Genomic DNA, 22,276 nt, shown 5'->3' with positions numbered 1-22,276 from the left:
AAGGCATAGGCCATTATCGACCGTTTACAAGAAATAATTATTATTTATTATATCAAAATTCTCAACACTTATCAAGATAAATAGTATTAACTATTAAGTAATAAAAAATGTGGATTGCCCAGAAGCAATCCACATCCTATTAGTCTTTAAAGTAAGGCTTAAAACCTTCACTTTGATGGCGAGTTTTTTTCTCTCCACGCGGACGATCAGATTTACGATCATCTCTGCGACGGTCACCTTTACGGTCATTGCGACGATCACTTCTACGATCATCGCGACTGCGACGTGGGCGGTCATCTCGACGACGATCACCATCACGACGGCGACGATCACTACGACCACTTTCACGACGACGGCGTACACGCAATGGTTTTTCTTCTGTAATATTTACAGGAGTAGTATCTGGTTCTTTTGTTAACAATTTAAGAGCTGCCGCCAAAAGTGTTACGGAATCTGTATCATTCAACAATTCCTCAGCACTAGATTTGAAAGGCGCCAAGGCTTCTAGATTATCTGTCATTTCAACGAGGCTTTCAATTGCCAAACGTTGTTGACCTTCAAGAACTTCACCTAATGAAGGTGCACGACGACGTGCAATTTTACGTTTTGTTAAACGCTCGATAGCATGTAAATGCTCCATTTCACGAGGGATAACGAACGTGAAAGCTTGACCTGCTTTACCGGCACGACCTGTACGACCTACGCGGTGTGTGTAGCTTTCAGGATCTTGAGGCATATCATAATTATATACGTGAGATACGCCAGAAATATCAAGACCACGAGCTGCCACATCTGTAGCCACGAGAATATCAATGGTACCTTCGCGGAATTGGCGAATTACGCTGTCCCGTTTTTGTTGAGACAAATCGCCATGGATGCCTTCCGCCATGTAACCACGTTTCTTAAGACCTTCTGTCACTTCATCAACACGACGTTTCGTACGCGTGAAAATAATAGCAAGTTCAGGTGTTTGGATATCAAACAAACGACAAAGAACATCGAATTTTTGACGGTCTTGCACTTCGATATAGTATTGTTCGATCAAGTCCATCGTAACTTGAGTCGGTTTCATGCGAATCAATGTTGGCTCTGTCAAATATGTTTCAGCTAATTGTTGGATAGCTTTAGGCATCGTAGCAGAGAACAACAATGTTTGATGGTCTTCTGGGATAGCACCCAAGATTTTATTGATATCATCAACAAAGCCCATATTTAACATTTCGTCGGCTTCGTCCAATACCACAACTTTCACATGGTCAAATTTAATAGAACCACGATCCATATGATCCATCAATCGGCCAGGAGTGGCAACGATGATTTGAGGGTTCTTTTTCAAGGCACGGAACTGACGATTAATATCTTGACCACCGTAGATTGGTAGTGCTGTGATATTCGTGTACTGAGCCATTTTGTTAAGCTCTTCAGCTACTTGAATAGCTAATTCTCGTGTAGGGGATAAAATAACTACTTGAACGTGACGCTCATTCCCGTCTACGCGTTCCAATACAGGCAAGCCAAATGCTGCTGTCTTACCAGTACCTGTTTGAGCTTGACCGATCATGTCCTTACCGCTCATGGCAACTGGGATAGCTTCCTGTTGAATTGGCGTAGGCTCTTCAAAGCCCATATCGTTTAACGCTCTTAGAACAGGTTCGCTAATCATTAATTGTTCAAATTTTTCTAACATCTAAATGTGTTTCCTCCTATCGCGCACGAACTATGCGCATTTAAGTAGTATATCATATTTCGAGGGCGAGCGCTATAAAAGTAATTCTGAATCTAAGCTAAATAGGATTTCTTTTCCCCTTAAAATGTTCAATCAACACAATTCCACCTGATACACATAACAAAACAAGATATGACAAATAAATAGGCATATACAAGCATTCAACAAGAACAACCCATATAATTAATAATAATTTAGAAATCCATTTTGTTGTTATTCTATCCGCTATCATAAATATAGATAAATTGATAATTACTTTAATAATTATCGCAGAGATAATAACTACTGACGTAAATTCTTCTCTATAATCTGTCAGTTCATATAAGGGATATAATAAATAACTTAATAAAACGCTAAGTATTATTAAAAACCAAATATTGAGTCCCTTTAAAAGTTTAGATTTACTATAGTAAAATACGCCAACCAAAAGAAAAAGCAAAACACTAAGCAATATTCCTATAATTAATAGATAATCTAATTGAATCATGAATTATACTGTCCTTTAATCATTTTTTATTTCTAAAAATCATTCCATAAGTGCCCATACAAAACAATACTATATTGATAAAATCTGAATTGATATATTTACTACTAAAAGAACATATTCTTTAATGCATAACCTAAACCAGCAATACCAAATAATATAGAAAAAATAGCAAAAAGACCACGTTTATAATACAAACTATTCCGCTTTTGATAAAAACCTGTGCATATAATAAAAAGTACGTAAACTCCCCAAACAACACCATATTGGGCAATAAATAAATAATCTTTATCAATTAAAAATTTACAATTTAATAGGACTACACTTACAATTGCAATTATTGTTAAATACTTGGTTAAATTACCAAAAGCTCTATGCTTTTTAATATATTCATATTCTTCATCAATGACACGTTTACTAAGCTCAAGTTTATATAACCCTATAGATAATGACATAGATATAAAAATCCAAAAATATCCTAATATTTCAAATTTGTTCATTTTACACCATCCACTATATGGTTACTTACTCAAATACTGCTGCAGGGTTTGATTTTCTAACGGCCCTAATTGTAAAGCCTTCCGATTTTTAATTGCATCAATGGTTAATGCTTCAAAGGTAACTTTATCAAAATCAGAAAACTCGTTAAAGGAATTAAACACTATGAATCGTTGATTTAGTAAATTAGGTAATACCTCTATGTCTTTCGTTCTTACTTTATTTAACTCATTTCGTGCATAAGATTCATATCTCTCATCACCTGCATTATTCTTGCTAAACCGACCTATATCAAGATTATTAGAATAATAGCTATATATAGCTTTCTGAGAGAAATCAAGCTTAGTCAATTTTCCAAATTTAAAGTTATAATAAGCATTATTTCTTAAAATATGCTCACTTCCATACTCACCAATAATAGTCCCTGTAGAAAGATCTACTATATCATTATGCTTAATCGAGTCTTCCTTTCTATACGATACATAGAAAGGTAACTTTATAGTATATCCAGCGTTTGGACCTGTATATCGTTTCTCACTATCATAAAAGATCTCATGCCATATATCTCTATCACTTTCATCAAGACTAGAAATATTAGGGTATAACTGATCAAGACTTACATTAAATTGTGTTTCTTTAGAATCTATCCGAGGAATGAAAGTATTATATTTATTAAGATTTTTATTCCAAGCATCTAGTAAACTTACATTTTCATCAAAAATACCAATACCGTCTAACGTTATGTAATAAAGTTTATTATCCACCTCATGAACAGCAACTACATTATCAGCAATCTTACGGTTTTCATTGCCATAATATAATCCACTCTCTTTAAGATCACTTAAATAAATCAAACTATTTTTAAAGTCACCACTTGCCAAGAAATATATCAATACTCCCAATATGAGTATATAAAGCACTACTATTATGCCAACAATATATCCAATCCATTTAATTACTCTCTTCAAATTCATAATAGCCCTCTATAAATAACACGATTTTATATGGCTACAATTATAACATACCCTATACTTTTACATATAATAGACTATTGTTAAGTACAAAAAAGACACCTCTTTCGGGCTACTTCTTTATTATGATTTATTGAGAGGTGTGTGGTATTAAATCAGCTATATGAGTAAACATTTAATTAAGATATAATATAATTAAAATAATGTACTCCAAAATGTACTCCAAAATTCCGCCAATAAATTAAACAATACCTGTTAAGCAATTACGATTTACTAAACTTCCTAAAGTAGTATAAAAGGAATATACAATGAAACCTTTTACCCTAAAACGATTTATATTATTACCACTGATTATACTATCCCTCATACTAACAACGGGTTGTCATCTTCTCTCACATTATAGTGAAGATGAGGTACAACAATATATAAATGAGGATTATCCTAATCTAACATATCACTTAGAGTCTCATAGGAACAATAGATGGCAAGTCACCTTTGACAAATATCCACAAATGCCCATTGAAATATCTGAAGTCTTGCACACCTCTGCACCTGTTGTACCACAAGTTGATCGAATGTTGATAACCAACATTCCGCTGATAACTGCATTCCCATTAATGAAAAACTATCTAACATCAGAGGAGTTATCCTATGGAACATATGATACATCTTCTTTGTATATTGAAATGCCTATCCCCTATTCGGCTATACAAAATCAAGATGTAATAAACTTTTACAATCGTATGGATCAATTCTGCAAAGAATATGCTGCAACATATCCAGATTTCAAAGAAAAAATATATATTAGAGTCATCATAAAACCTTCTGATGGTTCTGATGCACCGCAAGAGTATAGAAAAATATTCCGTTTATCCCAATATTAATAAAAGAGGTACCATCTAGGGTACCTCTTTTACGTATGAGACGACGTTATCATTTGAAATGTTAGAATTATTATATGTAACATCATTTCATATTGTCATTAATTCTTATAACGCGTCTAAAGAAATCATATCCTCCATTTATATTATTGCCAATTACCATTTCACTATCTTGAAAGTATGGTGAAACAGGTAAATAGCCCCAAATAACGCCTAAGCCGCCACATATATTGCGGCCACCGTCTCCACCTTTATAGGAAAATTCACCTTCGTCATAGACGATTTCTCTACAATACGGATCATCACCTATAATCAAGCCAAAAAAGTTTTCCTTTTCTAATGTATACTCTCCATCATTATCCATCCATCCATTCCATATGTTTTAAGTTCATAGAAAAATCTATATTGTTCCCCCATGGAAAAATGGTCCTACACCCCTTGCCAGATAAATACTCCCACTCTCTTCGTGTCGGTAAAGAGTACCCATGATTTTTTATGTTCTGTAACAATTTCTTAAATGTAGTTTCTTCATAAAGTTTACCATACCAATGGTTATCGTCTGTTTGATATAAACAAATGATATTATGAATCATTATTTCAGAAAGCCCCTTGCTTTCGGCTTTTTCTATCATCTGTTGCCACTCTTTATTTTGTCTGAGTTCCTCATCTGAAATAGGTGTCCAACAAGTTTCACTATACTCTTTTTGTACCAATAATGGATGGATTACAAACTCATCTTCTTGAGTAAAATTATGTTTAAAATACGTTTCTATGTTGGATAGTACCTCTTCATCTTCTAGTGTTTCGCGAATCTTAGTTTGAACATCGTCTTCACTAAAGATTTCATCTTCATAGCCCTCCACAAATGGATAGGCAAGCTCCGCCAAATTTTCATCATTAAAAATATCCTGCAATGGTTTATTTTTAAAATCAAACCCTAACGTAACAGTATCGCCAGGAACAAATACAAAGTCTATACCATCATGTGAACGATATACTGCTGTATATGTGGATTGTCTAAATGCAGCAAAGTCTTTAAAGGATATTAATTCTAGATTATATATTTCTCCAATTTGATATAACAATTCCTCCTTATCACTAATAGATAAGAGATCATATTGGGGATTATATAATTTTTTGATGGGAATAGACCTCATTATTTCACCTCTCCTTATTTTTACACATATACGTACACAACAATTATTCGAATCCTCTTTATCGTAAAAGTGTATTTTATTTATAATAATATTATAATGAATAACACAAAAGGCACCAATAATTAAATTGGTGCCTCTTTTATGTAATTATAGGTAGAGTCTATTCAATTATTAATCTAAATCGTAGAACCCAGATGGTTTATCGCTCAAGTTTACGATGATGTTTTTCATTTGAGTGTAGTGCTCAAGGATAACTTTGTGAGTTTCACGTCCGATACCGGATTGTTTGTAACCGCCAAATGGAGCGCCTGCAGGGATAGAGTTATATGTATTTACCCACATACGACCTGTTTCGATACCGCGAGCTACGCGGATAGCACGGTTGATGTTTTGCGTGAATACGCCACCGCCAAGACCGTATAGGCTGTCATTAGCTTGTTCAATCACTTCTTCTTCGCTGTGGAATTTGATGACAACGGCTACAGGACCGAAGATTTCTTCGCGAGCTACGCGCATATCATTTGTAGCATCTGCAATAAGTGTAGGTCTTACGAAGCACCCTTTACCAAGTTCACCATCAGTAACACGTACACCACCGGCTACAATGCGAGCACCTTCTTCTTTTGCAAGGTCTACATAGCTAAGTACTTTGTTCACTTGATCTTCGTAAATTAAGGAACCAAGTTGTGTAGATTCTTCCCAAGGCAAACCAACTTTCACCTTATCGAATAGTGCGGCAAGTTCAGCTACGAATTTATCATAAATTGTATCTTGTACAAAGATACGGGAACCTGCGCAGCATACTTGACCTTGGTTGAAGAGGATACCAAGCATTGCCCCATCAAGAGCCTGTTTCCAGTTCGCATCGTCAAAGAAGATATTCGCAGATTTACCACCTAATTCCAATGTGGCAGGAATCAAGCGTTCAGATGCTGCTTTATATACATCTAGACCTACCTCTGTAGAGCCTGTGAAAGCAAGTTTGCTAAAACCAGGATGATCAAGGATATATTGACCAGATTTAGAACCTTTACCAGTTACGATGTTTACAACACCTGGCGGCAAAATTTCTTTCAAAATGTCCCCTAGTTCTAATAGACTGAGGGATGTATGGCTAGAAGGTTTAATAACAACTGTACATCCTGCTGCAAGAGCTGGAGCCAATTTCCAAGCGGCCATTAGGAATGGGAAGTTCCAAGGTACAACTTGGCCTACAACGCCAATTGGTTCGCGCACAATAAGGCTCAATGTATTTTCATCAAATACTTGTGCAGAACCTTCTTCGGAACGAAGCACGCCTGCAAAATAACGGAAATGGTCCGCCCCAAGTGGAATATCCACGTTCAATGTTTCACGGATTGGCTTACCATTGTCGTATGTTTCAACTTGTGCCAAATGTTCTTTGTGAGCATCGATAGCATCCGCAATTTTCAATAAATAGTCAGCACGTTCTACTTGAGAAACGTTTTTCCACGTTTTGAAAGCTTCTGTTGCAGCCTCTACAGCTTTATCAACATCGCCATATGTAGCCTCTGCACAGATAGCGAGTTGTTCGCCATTAGCAGGGTTATATACATTGAATTCAGCACCGTCAGATGCCTTTACCCATTCATTATTAATTAAAAGTCCATATCTTTCTTTAAGGTTCAAGCTCATTGCATTACCTCCTCTTTAGGAATATGATTTAGGAATTTCCCCTCTGTGATTACATCATACTCCTTATATCTAAAATTTTCAATTAGATATACCATTTTCGATATATCTGTTCTGCATTAATATGCATAGATTTTAGTTATATAGAAAAACCGCACCCTCTAAAACCATAGAGAGTGCGGTTTTTCGTATAATGACTTTTAGTCAAGAATGAGTTTCATTTAAAATCTATTAATATAGATTAACTAGCCTTCTAAGAAATTATCAGTTTCGACGATTCCCATTATTACGAGAGCCATTATTGTGATTATCATTTTGACGTCCGCCATTATTACGGTTGTTATTTCGGTTATCATTATTTCGACGCTGACCGTTGTTATTTCTATTATGGTTATTATCGTTATTCTTCGACTTTTCCGGTTGCAATGCTTTTACAGATAAACCGATACGATTGCGTTTTACATCAACAGAAATAATTTGTGCTTCGATAATATCACCTACAGCAAGCACATCAGATGGATGCTGACGGCTGTTACAAAGCTCGCTGCGATGTAATAGACCATTCGTTTTAAGCCCAAAGTCTACGAAAGCTCCAAAATCAACTACGTTATGAACGGTACCTTTTACAACGGTACCTACCTTGATATCTTCAAGGCTCACTACGTGTTTTCTGGTCAATGGAGCCGGTAAATCTTCACGAGGGTCGCGACCTGGTTTAGCAAGAGCCGCCAAGATATCTCGAACAGTTGGCACGCCCGCATCAAGCTTGGCAGCCATTTTGTCCGCATCTACAAGAGGTAATTTTACTTGCAATGCTTCTAATTGAGATTTATCTTGTAAGTCTTTTAAGGTAAAGCCTAACTCACCAATGATGCGCTCTGCCAATTCATAAGACTCTGGATGGACGGATGTACTATCCAGTGGATTTTTACCATGTTGCAAGCGAAGAAAACCCGCACATTGCGTGAATGCTGCAGGGCCTAAACGAGGCACTTTTAGCAATTCCTTACGGCTTTTAAACACACCATTTTCTTGACGGTATGCAACAATATTCTTAGCCACCGCACTAGAAATGCCTGCAACATGTTGCAAGATAGCTGGGGATGCCGTATTCAGCTCTACCCCAACATGGTTTACTACCGTTTCAACTACTTGGTCTAAGGTATGAGTCAATTGTTTTTGATTTACATCATGTTGGTATTGACCTACACCAATAGATTTAGGATCGATTTTAACAGATTCAGCCAATGGATCTTGTACACGGCGTGCAATAGATACGGCACCTCGAATGGTAACATCTAAATCAGGTAACTCATCGATAGCTAATTTAGATGCTGAGTACACAGATGCGCCCGCTTCATTAGTGATGATATAGTGGCAATCTAATTTTTCCTCTTCAATCATAGTAGATGCAAATTGCTCTGTTTCATAGGATGCCGTACCATTACCAATGGATAAAAGAGTAACCTTAAACTTACGGATTTTATCAGCCAATACCTTTTGAGCTTCCTTGCGAAGCTTTTCACTATTCGTTAAGTAGTAAGCACCGTAATCGAGCACATTGCCTTGTTGATCGATGATAGCCATCTTACAACCGGTGCGGTACCCTGGGTCAAGGCCCATGATAACATGCCCTGCCAATGGCGGTTGTAACAATAGATTTTTAAGATTTACACCGAACACCTTGATAGCTTGCTCATCGGCTTTTTCCGTCAATTCATTGCGAATTTCACGCTCTAAAGCTGGGAAAATAAGACGTTTGTACGCATCAGCTACAGCAGCCGCTTTATACTCTGCAAAGATCGACTTCGGATTTTTCTCTAACTTTTGTAACATATAAGCAATATAGGTGTCACCTGGTACAGTTAGAGCTAATTTCAAAGCACCTAATTTTTCACCGCGATTTACCGCCAAGATACGATGGGACGGCATTTGACGTACGGGCTCAGCATATTCAGCGTATTGCAAGAATTGTTGTTGTTCTTCCTCTTCACCGCTCAATTCAGCTTGAATAAAGCCTTCATTCCACATCTTCTTACGCAAGTACGCCCGGAAGTCTGCACTATCACTGACGATTTCCGCTACGATATCAGAAGCGCCTTGTATGGCATCCTCTGGCGTAGGAACCTCTTCTGTTATATATTCTTTTGCAATTTCTAACGGATCTCCAGAGGTAACTGTATCGTTGATAATCATATCAGCCAAAGGCTCTAAACCACGTTCACGGGCAATCATAGCACGCGTACGTTTCTTTGGACGGTACGGTAAATACAAATCCTCTAATTCTTGAAGCTTTGTTGCAGCCTCTAAGGATTTCATCAACTCGTCTGTCATCTTTTCTTGCTCTGTAATAGAAGCAATGATTTCTTGGCGACGTGTTTCTAAGTTGCGCAAGTATTTAATGCGTTCTTCAATGGTGCGCAATTGCTCATCTTGCAATTCGCCCGTTACCTCTTTACGATACCGCGCAATAAATGGCACCGTATTGCCTTCGTCCAACAATTCTACGGCAGCTTGCACCTGCTTTGGCTTAACATTTAATTCACTGCCGATGATGGCAAACATTCTTTCACTCATTTGGATGCCTTTCTGCGATAGGTTACAAAACGATGAGGATATTTGTTCTTTTCATCCACCGCACCATCTACTACGGATTCGATGATGAAAGCCTCCTCAGAAAACTCAGGAAAAAATGCATCCCCATCAAATTCGTGGTCTACTTCAGTGATATACATAGTATCTACGTAAGGTAGAAAAGCCTCGTATACTTGAGCGCCACCAATAACGTAGGCCGCATCAAGCGCACATGCTGCTTCAGCAGCCGCCTCAGGGCTATGGAAAATCTTAACACCTTCCGGTGCGTCAAAGCCTTTATCACGAGTAATTACCCAATGCTCACGATTTGGCAACAAGAACGGTAAGCTTTCAAAGGTCTTACGGCCCATGATGATAACATGGCCTGTTGTTTTTTCCTTAAAGAATTTCAAATCATTTGGCAAATGCCAAATCAAGGTATTATCTTTACCGATTACACGATTATGTGCTACGGCTACGATTAATGCTAACATACTGCCCCCTTTCGGTTAATACTATATGGCAACAGTCATAAATTATGATATTTAGCAACGGCTATGAATACAAAATAATATAGCAACAGCCATACATATTATGCTATTTAACAATTGTCATGAATACAATGCTATACAGCAACAGTCATGGACAATTTACCTAAATGTTCATATCCATCTAATGTAACGTCCTCTGGTGTAAAGTCATAGAAGTCTTTTACCTCAGGATTCACGATAATTTTTGGAGCAGGCAACGCTTGATTGCGACGTGCTAATTGCTCACGCAATGCCTCTACGTGATTTTCATAGATGTGGGCATTGTTGATAACATGTGTAAATTTACCTGGTTTTAGACCGGTTACTTGAGCAATCATACATTGTAATGCCGCATATTGAGCCGTGTTAAACGGAACGCCAAGCCCCATGTCACCACTGCGTTGGATGAGCATGCAGTTCAAGTAACCATCCCCTACATCCCATAAGGTTTCATACGCACATGGTTGCAACGCCATGTCATCTAAATCTTCAATATTCCAAAGGGTTACAATCATTCGGCGACTATCAGGATCTTCTTTAATCGTTTTGATGAGCTTGTCTAATTGCTTATACTTCGCAATTTGGTAGCCGTATGCTTTACCAATAGTACCATCCTCACGCATCCATTCATCCCACACGTGCACATTCATTTCTTGCAATTTGCGTACGTCATTGGACTGCATTTGCCAAATCCAAAGTAATTCTTTTACAGCCGTTTTGAAAGCTACAAATTTTGTAGTCAAAATCGGGAATTCCTCTTGCAAGTTAAATTGCATGATTTGTTGAGGCAATTTGTACGTTGCGATTCCTGTACGGTTTTGACCATAAATACCATGATCTAAAATATTTTCAATAATACCGAGGTATTGTGTATCAGCTAAGCTCATATATCCCCCTAAATCTATTTATAATAAGCCAAATAATACTAACGTATATCTTGCTAATCTTACTAAAACATATAGTACTATCATACTAAAAAATATATGGTACTACCATATATACAGTAAAATTTATCATCCCTTATATTCTGCAATGACCTGTAAAAAGGTAAGTCCATATTTTTTCAACTTTGCTTCCCCTACGCCTTTAACATTGCCAAACTCACCTAATGTTGTAGGTCGTAAATTTGCCAAATCTATGAGTACTGTATCAGGGAAGATAAGATACGGTCTAAGGCCCGCTTCTTCAGCCAAGCGCTTGCGATGTTGCCGCAAATGTTCAAATAAACCGCCCGATATAGGACTAGATTTTCCTCGTGCCACAGAGGTAGCAGATTTACTGTTGCGAGAAGGCACAGACACATGTTGTCTGATTTCCTCTACCTCTTTACGACCTGCTAACACTTCCTCGGCACTAGCCGTTAAGGATAACACAGGATATTTTCCCGTCGAACTGCGCAAGTAGCCAGATGCTACAAACTGTTGAATAAGTCCTTTAATAGATTTTTCATCTACATTGCTCAGCAAGCCAAAGACAGGCAATGCATCATGGCCAGCACGCATAATCCGATCCGTTCGCTCACCACGGACGATAAAGGTTATCATTGATGCCCCATATCGCTCATCAGTGCCCATAATGGCACGAAAAATAGCCTTTGCTTCTTTCGTAACATTGACCTTATCAGCAGAGCCCTTACAAGAGCTACAATTATCACAGGTTGTCCAAATGGTGCTTTCACCAAAGTAATTAAGCATATATTTACGCAAGCAATTACTACAGAAACAGTAATCAATCATGGACTGCAATTTGCGTAACTCCACATTTTGTCGTTCCGGCGTTTCAATGGACTGTTCAATTAAATACTTATGAACCTGCACATCCTGTCCACTATAAAGCAAGATACATTCAGCAGGTGCCCCATCACGTCCAGCTCGTCCTGCCTCCTGATAATAGGACTCCATATTACGCGGCATTTGATAATGTAGCACATAGCGTACATTGCTTTTATCAATGCCCATACCAAAGGCATTCGTCGCTACCATAACCTGTAATTTATCGTCTGCATAGGCATTCTGCATTTCACGGCGCACCTCGTCGTTGAGTCCTCCGTGGTAATGACCAGCTTTGATGCCCGCACGGGTTAAATTTTCATAAACCCGATCTACATCCTTGCGCGTTGCACAATAGATAATACCATTTTCATTCGCGTGTTCTCGCACATAATGGACAACGTAATCCATCCGCTTCGGTGTGCGGATGACAGAGAAGGATAAATTAGGCCGATCAAAACCCGTCACGTATACATTAGCCTTATCTAGGCCTAATAATTTTTTTATATCATTTTCTACATATTTCGTCGCCGTCGCCGTGAAAGCCCCCACGATAGGTCTCTTTGGCAATGAATTGAGCCACTCTCCGATAAGTCGATAAGACGGTCTAAAATCATGGCCCCACTCAGAGATACAGTGAGCCTCATCCACGATAACTTGAGCAATCGGTAACGCTCGCAGTACATTACAGAAAAAATTAGAGCTCAACCGCTCTGGCGCAATATATAAGAGTTTAATTTTGCCACTGCGTACTTCGTACATGGTTTTATTAAACTCTGCTTGGGTAAGCGTACTATTGATAAGTGCCGCTGGTATATTCTGTACTAAAAGACCATCCACTTGGTCTTTCATAAGAGAAATGAGAGGAGAAAACACGATAGTCAAGCCCGCCTTACAGAGCGCAGGAATCTGGAAACAGATAGACTTTCCAGCCCCTGTCGGCATGATTCCAATTACATCTTCGTTCCTCAACAAGGATGCAATAGGAGCCTCTTGAGCCGGTCTAAAGGAGGTATACCCAAAGTAGGTCTCCAACATACGCAACGCTTGTTGTTTCGTCACAACTTGATGCGGTTTAGGTACTTCATGCTTAGTGCCTACTTGTTGTTCCATAAGGTCCTCCTTTCACGTTCCAGAAATGTAAATATTAATCTCGATTACTACTGACCAATATTTCGTATACCCAATACGAAATATCGTTTTTCCATTCTTCTATTTTATCATATTTTGTTCGGTATGGGACTCATTAGTATATGATTTCATAAGCAACAATCTAATGCGTATCTCTAAAGTATATGGGCTAAATTGGTATAGGAATCTTGTTGATATCACTAATTTTTTACCCTCTAAAGTACTAATATGTGGTACAATAAAAATTATTTACTATACTATAGAATATAACTAGAACCTAAGGAGGTCTTATATAGGCATGACACAAGACAACTTAATGATTATTATCGCCTTTGCCTTATACCTAGGACTCATGATGTATATCGGGGTCTACTACTATCGCAAATCAAACAGCATTGGTGATTACATCCTCGGTGGCCGACAACTAGGACCATGGATCACAGCACTCAGTGCAGAGGCATCAGATATGAGTGGTTGGATGCTCATGGGTGTGCCTGGTCTAGCGTATACTACGGGGATTTCTGGTGTATGGATTGCCGTAGGCCTCACATTAGGTACATGGGCGAACTGGAAATTCGTTTCTAGACGCTTACGTAACCATACTGAGGTAGCCAGTGATAGCTTGACATTACCGGATTATTTGAAGAATCGTTTCCACGATCAATCGCATTCGGTAGCTGTCATTTCCGCCTTATTTATCTTAATTTTCTTCTTGATTTATACATCATCAGGATTCGTGGCAGGGGGCAAATTGTTCAATACCATCTTTGGTCTTGATTACACCGTATCCCTCTTTATCACCGCTGGCATCGTCGTATTTTATACCTTCCTTGGCGGATTCCTTGCCGTATCTTGGACAGACTGTATTCAAGGCGCATTAATGTTCTTTGCCATCTTGGCAGTACCAATTACAGCAGCCATGTACATGGGTGGCCTTATTGAAACATTCCAACTCATCCAACATGAGTTTCCACAAGGACTTAGCTTGTTTGGTAATCCATCTGATTGGTTTACTTGGGCTATCGGCCTAATTTCTTCTCTTGGTTGGGGTCTTGGCTACTTTGGTCAACCTCACATCCTAGTTAGATTCATGGCTATCTCTGATGCGAAAGAACTTAAGAAATCTACGAACATCGCCATGGTATGGGTTATCTTATCTCTTATGGCAGCTATTGCTGTAGGTCTCATCGGTCATGTTTACATGCTGCCAGATAAGTTAGTAGGCACTGATGCGGAAACAATATTCCTCATCATGACAGAACGCCTCTTTACTCCATTTGTAGCTGGGCTTATCTGGTCCGCCGTATTGGCAGCCATCATGAGTACCGCATCTGCTCAATTATTAGTAACAGCTTCTGCTATTTCTAATGACTTCTATGCTAATATCATCCATCCAAAAGCAAGCGATAAAGAGCTTGTATTAGTAAGCCGTATCGTAGTACTTCTAGTGGCATTGATTGCCATCTATATGGCAATGGACCCAGACAGCTATATCTTGACGATGGTAGCCTATGCTTGGGCAGGCTTCGGCGCAGCCTTCGGTCCAGCAATCTTGTTCTCCTTGTTCTGGAAGCGCATGACGCGTCACGGATGTATCGCTGGTATTGTTGTAGGTGGTTTAACAGTACTCATTTGGAAACAATTTGGATTCTTTGGCCTATATGAAATTGTGCCAGGCTTCATCTTCTCTTCTATCGCAATCTATATTGTAAGTCTCATGGGTAAATTGCCTCCACGTCCGGTTCTAAAAGACTATAGAGAAGCAGAAAAAATGCATATTCTATAAGAAAACATAAAAAAGCTAGTTGATTCACCGATCAACTAGCTTTTATTTATGAGTATTGGTGTAAACCTTCTTCAATTGCGGCTTTTACTTCTGTCACTAAAGAAGCTGGAGTAAGCACCTTTACACTTTGCATATATTGGAGCGCCCAATATTTAAAGGCGTCATGATTAACACGTACACGACATACAACATTATCAGCTGTTATATTTGTAAACTCTACATTGCCATCGAACCAATCTAAAATTTGATTTACGATGGAACGTCTAGCTTTAAACGTAACAGTAATAGATTCACCACCGAACATATAAATATGTTCCTTTACGTATTGTGACACATTAAAGGTGCGTTGTTGTTGATATCCCTTTATCTCCCGCAAAGGTTTTCTACGTTCATTTAGCACCGCAATATGTGCAATTCGATCAACGCGTAATGTAGACATGTCATCATAATTTTCGTGATTTCCCACCAAGTAATAATGTCCTCGATTCATTACTAGTTGGAATGGATTAAATACATACTTCCGTTCCTTATGATCTGGCCCAAGATTAATATGTAATCGCTTATCCACATCTGGTTGGCAATAGGCCAATGAAATTTTTCTACCCTTTTGTATTGCTTCTTCTATGAGATCAATATTAAGAAATAAATCTTGGCTTCTATGAAGGTACCCCGTATTACTTTCAATATCAATACCATGAGGCTTAAAATAGGAGCTACCCAATTTTGCAACACGCCCGATTAAATCTTTACGTTGAGATGCAGTAATATGGCGAGATGCCAATATACCATCAATCAATAATCGCAATTCAGAATCTTCAAAGGTATGAATCATATAGAAATCAGTACGTCGAATGGTGCCATCTGCTCCCACAGCAGACTCTTCACATTGAATACTAAAATCTCCAGATTCATATAAATCATTTAAATGACGGCCTAAGGTTTTCCGATCGACGGATACCTCGTACCGTTCGGCTAATATACTGCGAATCTCCTCTTGAGATAACGTATGATTAGCATCTGTTTCGTCTTTCAGGATTTCTAGTATATATACTAGAACTGCCTTCTTAGATGCCATAAAAGACTCCTTTTACAAATAATACAATTAATACAACTTTATCAACTAATACAATTTATAGAATCATCCACAACACATCGGATGATATTTACAAAATACCCATACACATTATACCATACTTTCATGAACGGTTCATTTTTTCCTCATTAAAATTATCGATTTACTATACTTTTTCAGCAATATAAAATAACTAAAAGTAATAAATATAAAATAAAAGTAAATTTAATTATATTAAATAAAACCCGTTAACACTTAATACATATAAATATTATAAGTGTAACGGGTTTTTATTTTAACTATGAAATCAAAATGAATATAATACAACTTCATAGCAATACAATCAAATAACGAGCTCTATCAATTAGAAAATACTACCTGTTTTCTTACTTCTAATAAAGCCCAATTTTTCCATACGCGTTGTTAATTCATTATAAAAAGCTTCAGCCATGGCATTTTGATGCTTTGTAGGTTGAGACTGATCTGCACTAAAGAGAGCATCTTTAATCTTTTTAATTATCGTGGATTTCGCTTTTGGTTTGTTCAATAACTCCATAAATAATAAATCCTCTTCAGAAATATCACCAATAGCATCATTGAACATATCTGCCCCATACATATATTCACTACCACCATTCACAATAGCTTTTACAAAGTTTGTAAAACGGGCAGGTATATAAGATAAGCCCTCCATATACTCTTCTGTTACAGGGAATGTTTTATAGAAGCGAATACCACCGCGTACCATATGTTCTACTACAGCTCGATATAAATTACATACAACAGGTTCTAATTCATCATCAGATGCATGAGCCGCCTCATGAGCCGCTTTCAAAATAGCGAGGGCCTCGATCATATTGAACGTACCACCATCTTTGATAAGCGCTTGGAACGTATCTCTTACGAGCTCATTTTCAAACATTTCCAGTGCTTCCTCATCAAAGAGAATTTGGAAAACAAAGCTATTTACAATAGTACGTACAGGAATTGTATTCACTTCAGCCGGATTCGCAATAGCATAGTTGATATCTTTTGCAGCGCTAGCTTTACAAATAATAGACTTGCGGAATGTTGTATCTAGTATAAAATCTAAATATTGTTCTTGATCCGCTTGGCTATTAGGAGCCAGTTGTTCAAGTTTAGCTGCTATACTTTCATCATAGGTACGAACCATAGATAGTGTAAGGTCTGCATCGCATACATAAGCAAGATTATGCGCTTTCAAATGATCATTAAATTGATAGAAATAGCACGGATCATTATGAGGTTCTAAATGGTCATGACCTACATAATAGTCCTCCTTTTGCATAACAGAGCGCAATGCACCAAGAAATTTACTATTTCGTTCTTTAAGGTTATCATAGTTAAGAATCTGAGCACCTACAAGACTGCCTACGGTCTTACCGCGCAACACCTTTTCCTTATGGGTCAACTTATCTTGGCCACGATTAGCAAACAGCATGAGCTGACGTACTTCTTCCATGGTATGCCAACCTGGATACGTATTGTAAGACACATAGGCAATACCATTATCCGCCAAATGATTAGAAATAATATTGAGCAGCTTATCCTTCATTTCATCATTGATCCAAGAGTAGAATCCATGTGCAATAATATAATCGAAAGTCCCCATAGATTCGTCAAAATTCAAAATATCTCCTTGCACCAAGGATACATTCTCTAATTTTGCATCACTGATAATTTGATTGCCCTTCTCTACTTGGTCTTGTGAAAGTTCAATGCCTACAAAGGTCGCCTCTGGGTTAAATACAGCTTGAGAAATAATATTACCGCCATAAGTAGCGCCTAATTCAAGAACACGAGCTGTCTTCGCCGGTGGAGTATTTAGCCCTACAAGAGCGCCATACGCTTCTAAATAAGCAGGCGTTGTAAAAGGAAATGGATAGGATTTATAGCCTAACTCTTTATATATCGTTTGTTGCGTATCTTCTGTTGTCATTTGTGTATTATCCTTAGCCATATGTACCTCTATATTTAATATTAGAATTATCCCAAATATGTATTGCTAAAATTATGCATGGTTCCTTATCATTATACCAAATTCCTAGTATATTACCTATATTTTAAGCAGTTAATACGTAAATAATACAATAGCAACTAGCACTATAAACTGATTTATGGAAGATACTTAATATGATATTTAGAAAAACTAAATTTACATACAAAAGAGGCACCCTCGAAAGGGTGCCTCATATAGTTTTCAGTCGTTAAATAACGAATTATTTTACGTCTTCAAAACCTTTTTGTAAGCGAACATAGCTTAAGCGACGTTCTTTAGCGTCTTTTTCAGTTTTAGCGAATAATTCTTCTGCAACGTCTGGAGCTGCTTTAGCCAAGGAAGCGTAACGTACTTCACCTTTAAGGAAGTCTTGGAAGCTTTCAGTTGGTTCTTTGGAATCCAAGGAGAATGGATTTTTACCTTCTTCTTTAAGTTGAGGGTTGTATCTGTAAAGATCCCAGTAACCAGCTGCAACTGCTTTACGTTGTTCTTCTTGAGCTTTACCCATACCAGCTTTGATACCATGGTTGATACATGGGCTGTAAGCGATGATCAAGGATGGACCTGGATATGCTTCAGCTTCTGTAACAGCTTTCATCAATTGGTTTTTGTCTGCACCCATAGCTACTTGTGCTACGTATACATAACCATAAGACATAGCCATCATGCCAAGGTCTTTCTTCTTAGTACGTTTACCAGAAGCTGCGAATTGAGCAACTGCTGCTACGTTAGTGGATTTAGATGCTTGACCACCAGTGTTGGAGTATACTTCAGTATCGAATACGAAGATGTTTACGTCTTCGCCAGAAGCTAATACATGGTCAACACCGCCGAAGCCGATGTCGTATGCCCAGCCGTCACCACCGAAGATCCAGTGAGAACGTTTGATCAAGAATTGTTTTTTCTCAAGAATTTCTTTCAATTCAGGAGTTGTAGCGCCTTCAGCTTCGATAGCTGCTACTAAACGTTCGGAACGTTGACGAGTAGCTGCACCAAGGTTAGCAAATTCAATCCATTGTTCTAAAGCGTCTTTCAATTCGCCAGTAGCAGTTTCAACTGCTTTAACAGCCAATTCTACTAATTGTTGGCGGATTTTCTTAACACCGATGTACATACCATAACCATACTCAGCATTATCTTCGAACAAGGAGTTTGCCCAAGAAGGACCATGACCTTGTTGGTTAGTTGTGTATGGAGATGCAGGCATGGAAGCACCCCAGATGGAGGAACAACCAGTTGCATTGGCAATCATCATACGGTCACCGAACAATTGAGTTAACAATTTAGCATAAGGAGTTTCACCACAACCTGCGCAAGCACCGGAGAATTCGAACAATGGTTGTTCAAATTGGGAACCTTTAACAGTTTCCTTCTTCATAGGATTTTCTTTTACAGGAAGGTTAACACCATAGTTCCAAGCTTCAGCTTGTTCGATTTCAGTATCGATGGATGTCATCACGATAGCTTTGCCTTTAGGAGCTGGACAGATATCAACACAGTTACCGCAACCCAAGCAATCTAATGGGGATACAGCGATACGGAATTGAAGATCTTTAGCACCCAATGCAGGGATTGTATCGAAATGTTCTGGAGCTGCAGCCACTTCTGCTTCAGTTGCCAAAATTGGACGAATTGTAGCATGTGGACATACGAAGGAACATTGGTTACATTGAATACAGTTTTCAGGCAACCATTTTGGAACGAACAATGCAGGACCGCGTTTTTCGAATTTAGCAGTACCAGCAGGTAATGTACCATCTTCATAGCCAGAGAATTTGGATACAGGAAGATCATAACCAGCTTGTGCATTGATTGGTTGTGCAATATTTTGAACGAAGGATGGGCAAGATTCGCAACCAGGTTTAACTGCATGATTGCCATCATCTACTGCGTCTTTCCAGCTAGCAGGAACATCTACTTTTACCAAAGCGTTAACACCTTGATCGATAGCAGCATTGTTCATGTCAACGATATTTTGACCTTTTTTACCGTAAGAAGTTACTACGGATTCTTTAAGGTATTTAACAGCATCATCTACAGGGATGATTTCAGTCAATTTGAAGAATGCAGCTTGCGTTACCATGTTGATACGACCGCCCAAACCGATTTCGGAAGCGATTTTCGCAGCATTGATGATGTAGAAGTTCAATTCTTTTTCTGCGATTTGACGACGTAATTTAGCAGGTAAATGTTCATCCAATTCTTCAGGAGACCAAGTACAGTTCAATAAGAATGTACCGCCTTTTTTGATGCCGCGAATCAAGTCGTATTCATGTACATAAGATTGACGGTGACATGCTACGAATTGAGGTTCAGTAATCAAGTAAGGCAAGTTGATTGGATTTTTACCAAAACGAAGGTGAGACATTGTTACGCCACCAGATTTTTTGGAGTCGTAGTCAAAGTATGCTTGAGCATACATATCAGTGTGGTCACCGATGATTTTGATAGCGGATTTATTCGCACCTACAGTACCGTCAGAACCGAAGCCCCAGAATTTACATTCAGTCAAACCAGGAGTTTCAACTTCTACGCCTTCAGCACGATCTAAGGACAAGAATGTAACATCATCATTGATACCCAATGTGAAGAATTTCTTACCATTTTCAGCAGCTAAATTATCGAATACAGCAACGATGTCTGCAGGGATAACGTCTTTGGAGCTCAAACCATAACGACCAGCGATAACTTTTACATTACGGCCACCGTCAACTACAGCTGCTTGTACGTCTAAGAACAATGGTTCAGCCAAAGCACCTGGTTCTTTAGTACGGTCAAGAACTGCAATGCGTTCTACAGTTTTAGGAAGAGCTTTCAACAAACGATCTGTTGCGAATGGGCGGAACAAATGAACGTTGATAAAACCAACTTTGCGGCCCAATTTGTTGAGGTAATCCACGGTGGATTCTACAACTTGAGCGGAAGAACCCATAGTTACAACAACGTCAGTAGCATCAGGAGCACCATGATAGTTAAACAATTGGTAGTTAGTACCTGCCAATTTGTTAACTTCGTTCATGTAGTGTTCTACAACGTCAGGAACGTTCAAGTAGAATTTGTTGGATGCTTCACGATGTTGGAAGTAAACGTCAGGGTTTTCTGCAGTACCACGAGTTACAGGAGCATCTGGATTTAAAGCATTTTTACGGAACGCTTTAACAGCATCCATGTCAACCAATGGTTTTAAATCTTCATAGTCCCAGATTTGAATTTTTTGAATTTCGTGGGATGTACGGAAACCGTCAAAGAAGTTGATGAAAGGTACGCGAGTTTTAATAGCTGTCAAGTGAGCTACAGCGGACAAGTCCATTACTTCTTGTACAGAGGATTCAGCTAACATAGCACAGCCAGCTGCACGAGCAGCCATTACGTCTTGGTGGTCACCAAAGATAGCCAAAGCATGTGCAGCCAATGCACGAGCAGCTACTTGGAATACACCTGGAAGTAATTCACCTGCTACTTTATATAAGTTAGGAAGCATCAATAACAAACCTTGGGAAGATGTGAAAGTTGTTGTTAATGCACCAGCTTGTAAAGAACCGTGGGTTGCAGCAGCAGCACCTGCTTCAGATTGCATTTCTACAACTTGAACAGTGTTGCCGAAGATGTTTTTTCGACCAGATGCAGCCCATTCATCAATGTGTTCTGGCATTGGAGAAGATGGAGTGATTGGATAAATCGCAGCAACTTCTGTAAAACCATAAGAAACGTGAGCAGCCGCTTGGTTGCCGTCCATAGTTTTAAATTTACGACTCATGTGATTATTGCCTCCTTAAGCATTTAGCAAAAATAGAACACTTGCTTAATCTATCATTATGTTTAGGAATAACAACCATTACAAACTTGCGCACATGAAAAAATAATGCAATAATATATATGTTATATATAATATGGCATTATGTGTGAGCATACTTTTTTGTGATGGGCACAACCATAATTCCTAATATCATAACTTGATATAGCCCTATATGCTAATTATAACGTGCTGGGCCCTATCAACGCAACACATACAGTGACTGTCGCT

General features: G+C 38.4%; 16 protein-coding genes. 2 read left to right on the top strand and 14 right to left on the bottom strand.

Going from position 1 to position 22,276, the window contains the following annotated elements; genetic code table 11:
* Positions 1-139 precede the first annotated feature (139 nt).
* The 4 genes from KHY58_RS08450 to KHY58_RS08435 form a co-directional block, all read right to left on the bottom strand.
* Complete coding sequence (locus KHY58_RS08450) at positions 140-1,687, bottom strand: DEAD/DEAH box helicase (protein ID WP_024061602.1); 1,548 nt, start codon at positions 1,685-1,687, stop codon at positions 140-142.
* Positions 1,688-1,784: 97 nt separating this feature from the next.
* A complete protein-coding gene (locus KHY58_RS08445; protein ID WP_156696938.1) occupies positions 1,785-2,213 on the bottom strand; it encodes a phosphatase in 429 nt (142 codons plus the stop codon).
* A gap of 104 nt (positions 2,214-2,317) precedes the next feature.
* Positions 2,318-2,710, bottom strand: coding sequence for a hypothetical protein (locus tag KHY58_RS08440; protein ID WP_008715059.1), 393 nt, complete (start codon positions 2,708-2,710; stop codon positions 2,318-2,320).
* A gap of 21 nt (positions 2,711-2,731) precedes the next feature.
* Positions 2,732-3,682: a hypothetical protein gene (locus KHY58_RS08435; RefSeq protein WP_156696937.1), complete on the bottom strand. Its 951-nt coding sequence runs from the start codon at positions 3,680-3,682 to the stop codon at positions 2,732-2,734.
* 305 nt (positions 3,683-3,987) lie between these two features.
* On the opposite strand from KHY58_RS08435, the gene KHY58_RS08430 reads away from it, so the two are divergent.
* Positions 3,988-4,563: a hypothetical protein gene (locus tag KHY58_RS08430; RefSeq protein WP_174892355.1), complete on the top strand. Its 576-nt coding sequence runs from the start codon at positions 3,988-3,990 to the stop codon at positions 4,561-4,563.
* Between the two features lie 82 nt (positions 4,564-4,645).
* Here the strand turns inward: KHY58_RS08430 and KHY58_RS08425 are convergent, their stop codons facing one another.
* From KHY58_RS08425 to recQ, 7 genes are all read right to left on the bottom strand, one after another.
* On the bottom strand, positions 4,646-4,924 hold the full coding sequence (locus KHY58_RS08425; protein WP_229039600.1) for a hypothetical protein: 279 nt from the start codon (positions 4,922-4,924) through the stop codon (positions 4,646-4,648).
* Entirely contained in the window at positions 4,917-5,717 is an 801-nt protein-coding gene (locus KHY58_RS08420) for a hypothetical protein (protein WP_229039601.1), read from the bottom strand. Before KHY58_RS08420 ends, KHY58_RS08425 begins: the two co-directional genes overlap by 8 nt.
* 171 nt (positions 5,718-5,888) lie before the next feature.
* The gene (locus KHY58_RS08415; RefSeq protein ID WP_278473022.1) at positions 5,889-7,373 is read right to left on the bottom strand and encodes an aldehyde dehydrogenase family protein; all 1,485 of its coding nucleotides are present in this window, start codon (positions 7,371-7,373) and stop codon (positions 5,889-5,891) included.
* A gap of 261 nt (positions 7,374-7,634) precedes the next feature.
* Positions 7,635-9,947 (bottom strand): Tex family protein, encoded by a 2,313-nt coding sequence (locus KHY58_RS08410; RefSeq protein WP_278473020.1) that lies wholly within the window; start codon positions 9,945-9,947, stop codon positions 7,635-7,637.
* Positions 9,944-10,438: a dihydrofolate reductase gene (locus KHY58_RS08405; protein ID WP_278473018.1), complete on the bottom strand. Its 495-nt coding sequence runs from the start codon at positions 10,436-10,438 to the stop codon at positions 9,944-9,946. The genes KHY58_RS08410 and KHY58_RS08405 overlap by 4 nt, the downstream gene beginning before the upstream one ends.
* A 131-nt stretch (positions 10,439-10,569) precedes the next feature.
* Entirely contained in the window at positions 10,570-11,361 is a 792-nt protein-coding gene (locus tag KHY58_RS08400) for a thymidylate synthase (protein WP_278473016.1), read from the bottom strand.
* Positions 11,362-11,487: 126 nt separating this feature from the next.
* Complete coding sequence (gene recQ, locus KHY58_RS08395; RefSeq protein ID WP_278473014.1) at positions 11,488-13,356, bottom strand: DNA helicase RecQ; 1,869 nt, start codon at positions 13,354-13,356, stop codon at positions 11,488-11,490.
* Between the two features lie 316 nt (positions 13,357-13,672).
* On the opposite strand from recQ, the gene putP reads away from it, so the two are divergent.
* Positions 13,673-15,160, top strand: coding sequence for a sodium/proline symporter PutP (gene putP / locus KHY58_RS08390; RefSeq protein WP_278473012.1), 1,488 nt, complete (start codon positions 13,673-13,675; stop codon positions 15,158-15,160).
* A gap of 46 nt (positions 15,161-15,206) precedes the next feature.
* Here putP and KHY58_RS08385 read toward each other — a convergent pair whose 3' ends face one another.
* The 3 genes from KHY58_RS08385 to nifJ form a co-directional block, all read right to left on the bottom strand.
* The gene (locus KHY58_RS08385) at positions 15,207-16,235 is read right to left on the bottom strand and encodes a helix-turn-helix transcriptional regulator (protein WP_128114414.1); all 1,029 of its coding nucleotides are present in this window, start codon (positions 16,233-16,235) and stop codon (positions 15,207-15,209) included.
* Between the two features lie 361 nt (positions 16,236-16,596).
* Positions 16,597-18,213, bottom strand: a complete 1,617-nt coding sequence (locus KHY58_RS08380; protein WP_128113973.1) for a methyltransferase regulatory domain-containing protein — start codon at positions 18,211-18,213, stop codon at positions 16,597-16,599.
* Between the two features lie 259 nt (positions 18,214-18,472).
* Positions 18,473-22,009: a pyruvate:ferredoxin (flavodoxin) oxidoreductase gene (gene nifJ, locus KHY58_RS08375; protein WP_278473006.1), complete on the bottom strand. Its 3,537-nt coding sequence runs from the start codon at positions 22,007-22,009 to the stop codon at positions 18,473-18,475.
* Positions 22,010-22,276 lie beyond the last annotated feature (267 nt).

Origin of the sequence: Veillonella parvula (assembly GCF_018366295.1) — a bacterium.
In the GTDB taxonomy this organism is placed as follows: domain Bacteria; phylum Bacillota; class Negativicutes; order Veillonellales; family Veillonellaceae; genus Veillonella; species Veillonella parvula_P.
The sequence above is the reverse complement of the archived record's forward strand: the minus strand, read 5'-3'. Positions and strand labels throughout refer to the sequence as shown.

Bases quoted from the DNA above. Each gene is read 5' to 3' on its own strand.
- KHY58_RS08450 (WP_024061602.1), bottom strand. From the start codon at position 1,687: ATGTTAGAAAAATTTGAACAATTAATGATTAGCGAACCTGTTCTAAGA.
- KHY58_RS08445 (WP_156696938.1), bottom strand. From the start codon at position 2,213: ATGATTCAATTAGATTATCTATTAATTATAGGAATATTGCTTAGTGTT.
- KHY58_RS08440 (WP_008715059.1), bottom strand. From the start codon at position 2,710: ATGAACAAATTTGAAATATTAGGATATTTTTGGATTTTTATATCTATG.
- KHY58_RS08435 (WP_156696937.1), bottom strand. From the start codon at position 3,682: ATGAATTTGAAGAGAGTAATTAAATGGATTGGATATATTGTTGGCATA.
- KHY58_RS08430 (WP_174892355.1), top strand. From the start codon at position 3,988: ATGAAACCTTTTACCCTAAAACGATTTATATTATTACCACTGATTATA.
- KHY58_RS08425 (WP_229039600.1), bottom strand. From the start codon at position 4,924: ATGGATAATGATGGAGAGTATACATTAGAAAAGGAAAACTTTTTTGGC.
- KHY58_RS08420 (WP_229039601.1), bottom strand. From the start codon at position 5,717: ATGAGGTCTATTCCCATCAAAAAATTATATAATCCCCAATATGATCTC.
- KHY58_RS08415 (WP_278473022.1), bottom strand. From the start codon at position 7,373: ATGAGCTTGAACCTTAAAGAAAGATATGGACTTTTAATTAATAATGAA.
- KHY58_RS08410 (WP_278473020.1), bottom strand. From the start codon at position 9,947: ATGAGTGAAAGAATGTTTGCCATCATCGGCAGTGAATTAAATGTTAAG.
- KHY58_RS08405 (WP_278473018.1), bottom strand. From the start codon at position 10,438: ATGTTAGCATTAATCGTAGCCGTAGCACATAATCGTGTAATCGGTAAA.
- KHY58_RS08400 (WP_278473016.1), bottom strand. From the start codon at position 11,361: ATGAGCTTAGCTGATACACAATACCTCGGTATTATTGAAAATATTTTA.
- recQ (WP_278473014.1), bottom strand. From the start codon at position 13,356: ATGGAACAACAAGTAGGCACTAAGCATGAAGTACCTAAACCGCATCAA.
- putP (WP_278473012.1), top strand. From the start codon at position 13,673: ATGACACAAGACAACTTAATGATTATTATCGCCTTTGCCTTATACCTA.
- KHY58_RS08385 (WP_128114414.1), bottom strand. From the start codon at position 16,235: ATGGCATCTAAGAAGGCAGTTCTAGTATATATACTAGAAATCCTGAAA.
- KHY58_RS08380 (WP_128113973.1), bottom strand. From the start codon at position 18,213: ATGGCTAAGGATAATACACAAATGACAACAGAAGATACGCAACAAACG.
- nifJ (WP_278473006.1), bottom strand. From the start codon at position 22,009: ATGAGTCGTAAATTTAAAACTATGGACGGCAACCAAGCGGCTGCTCAC.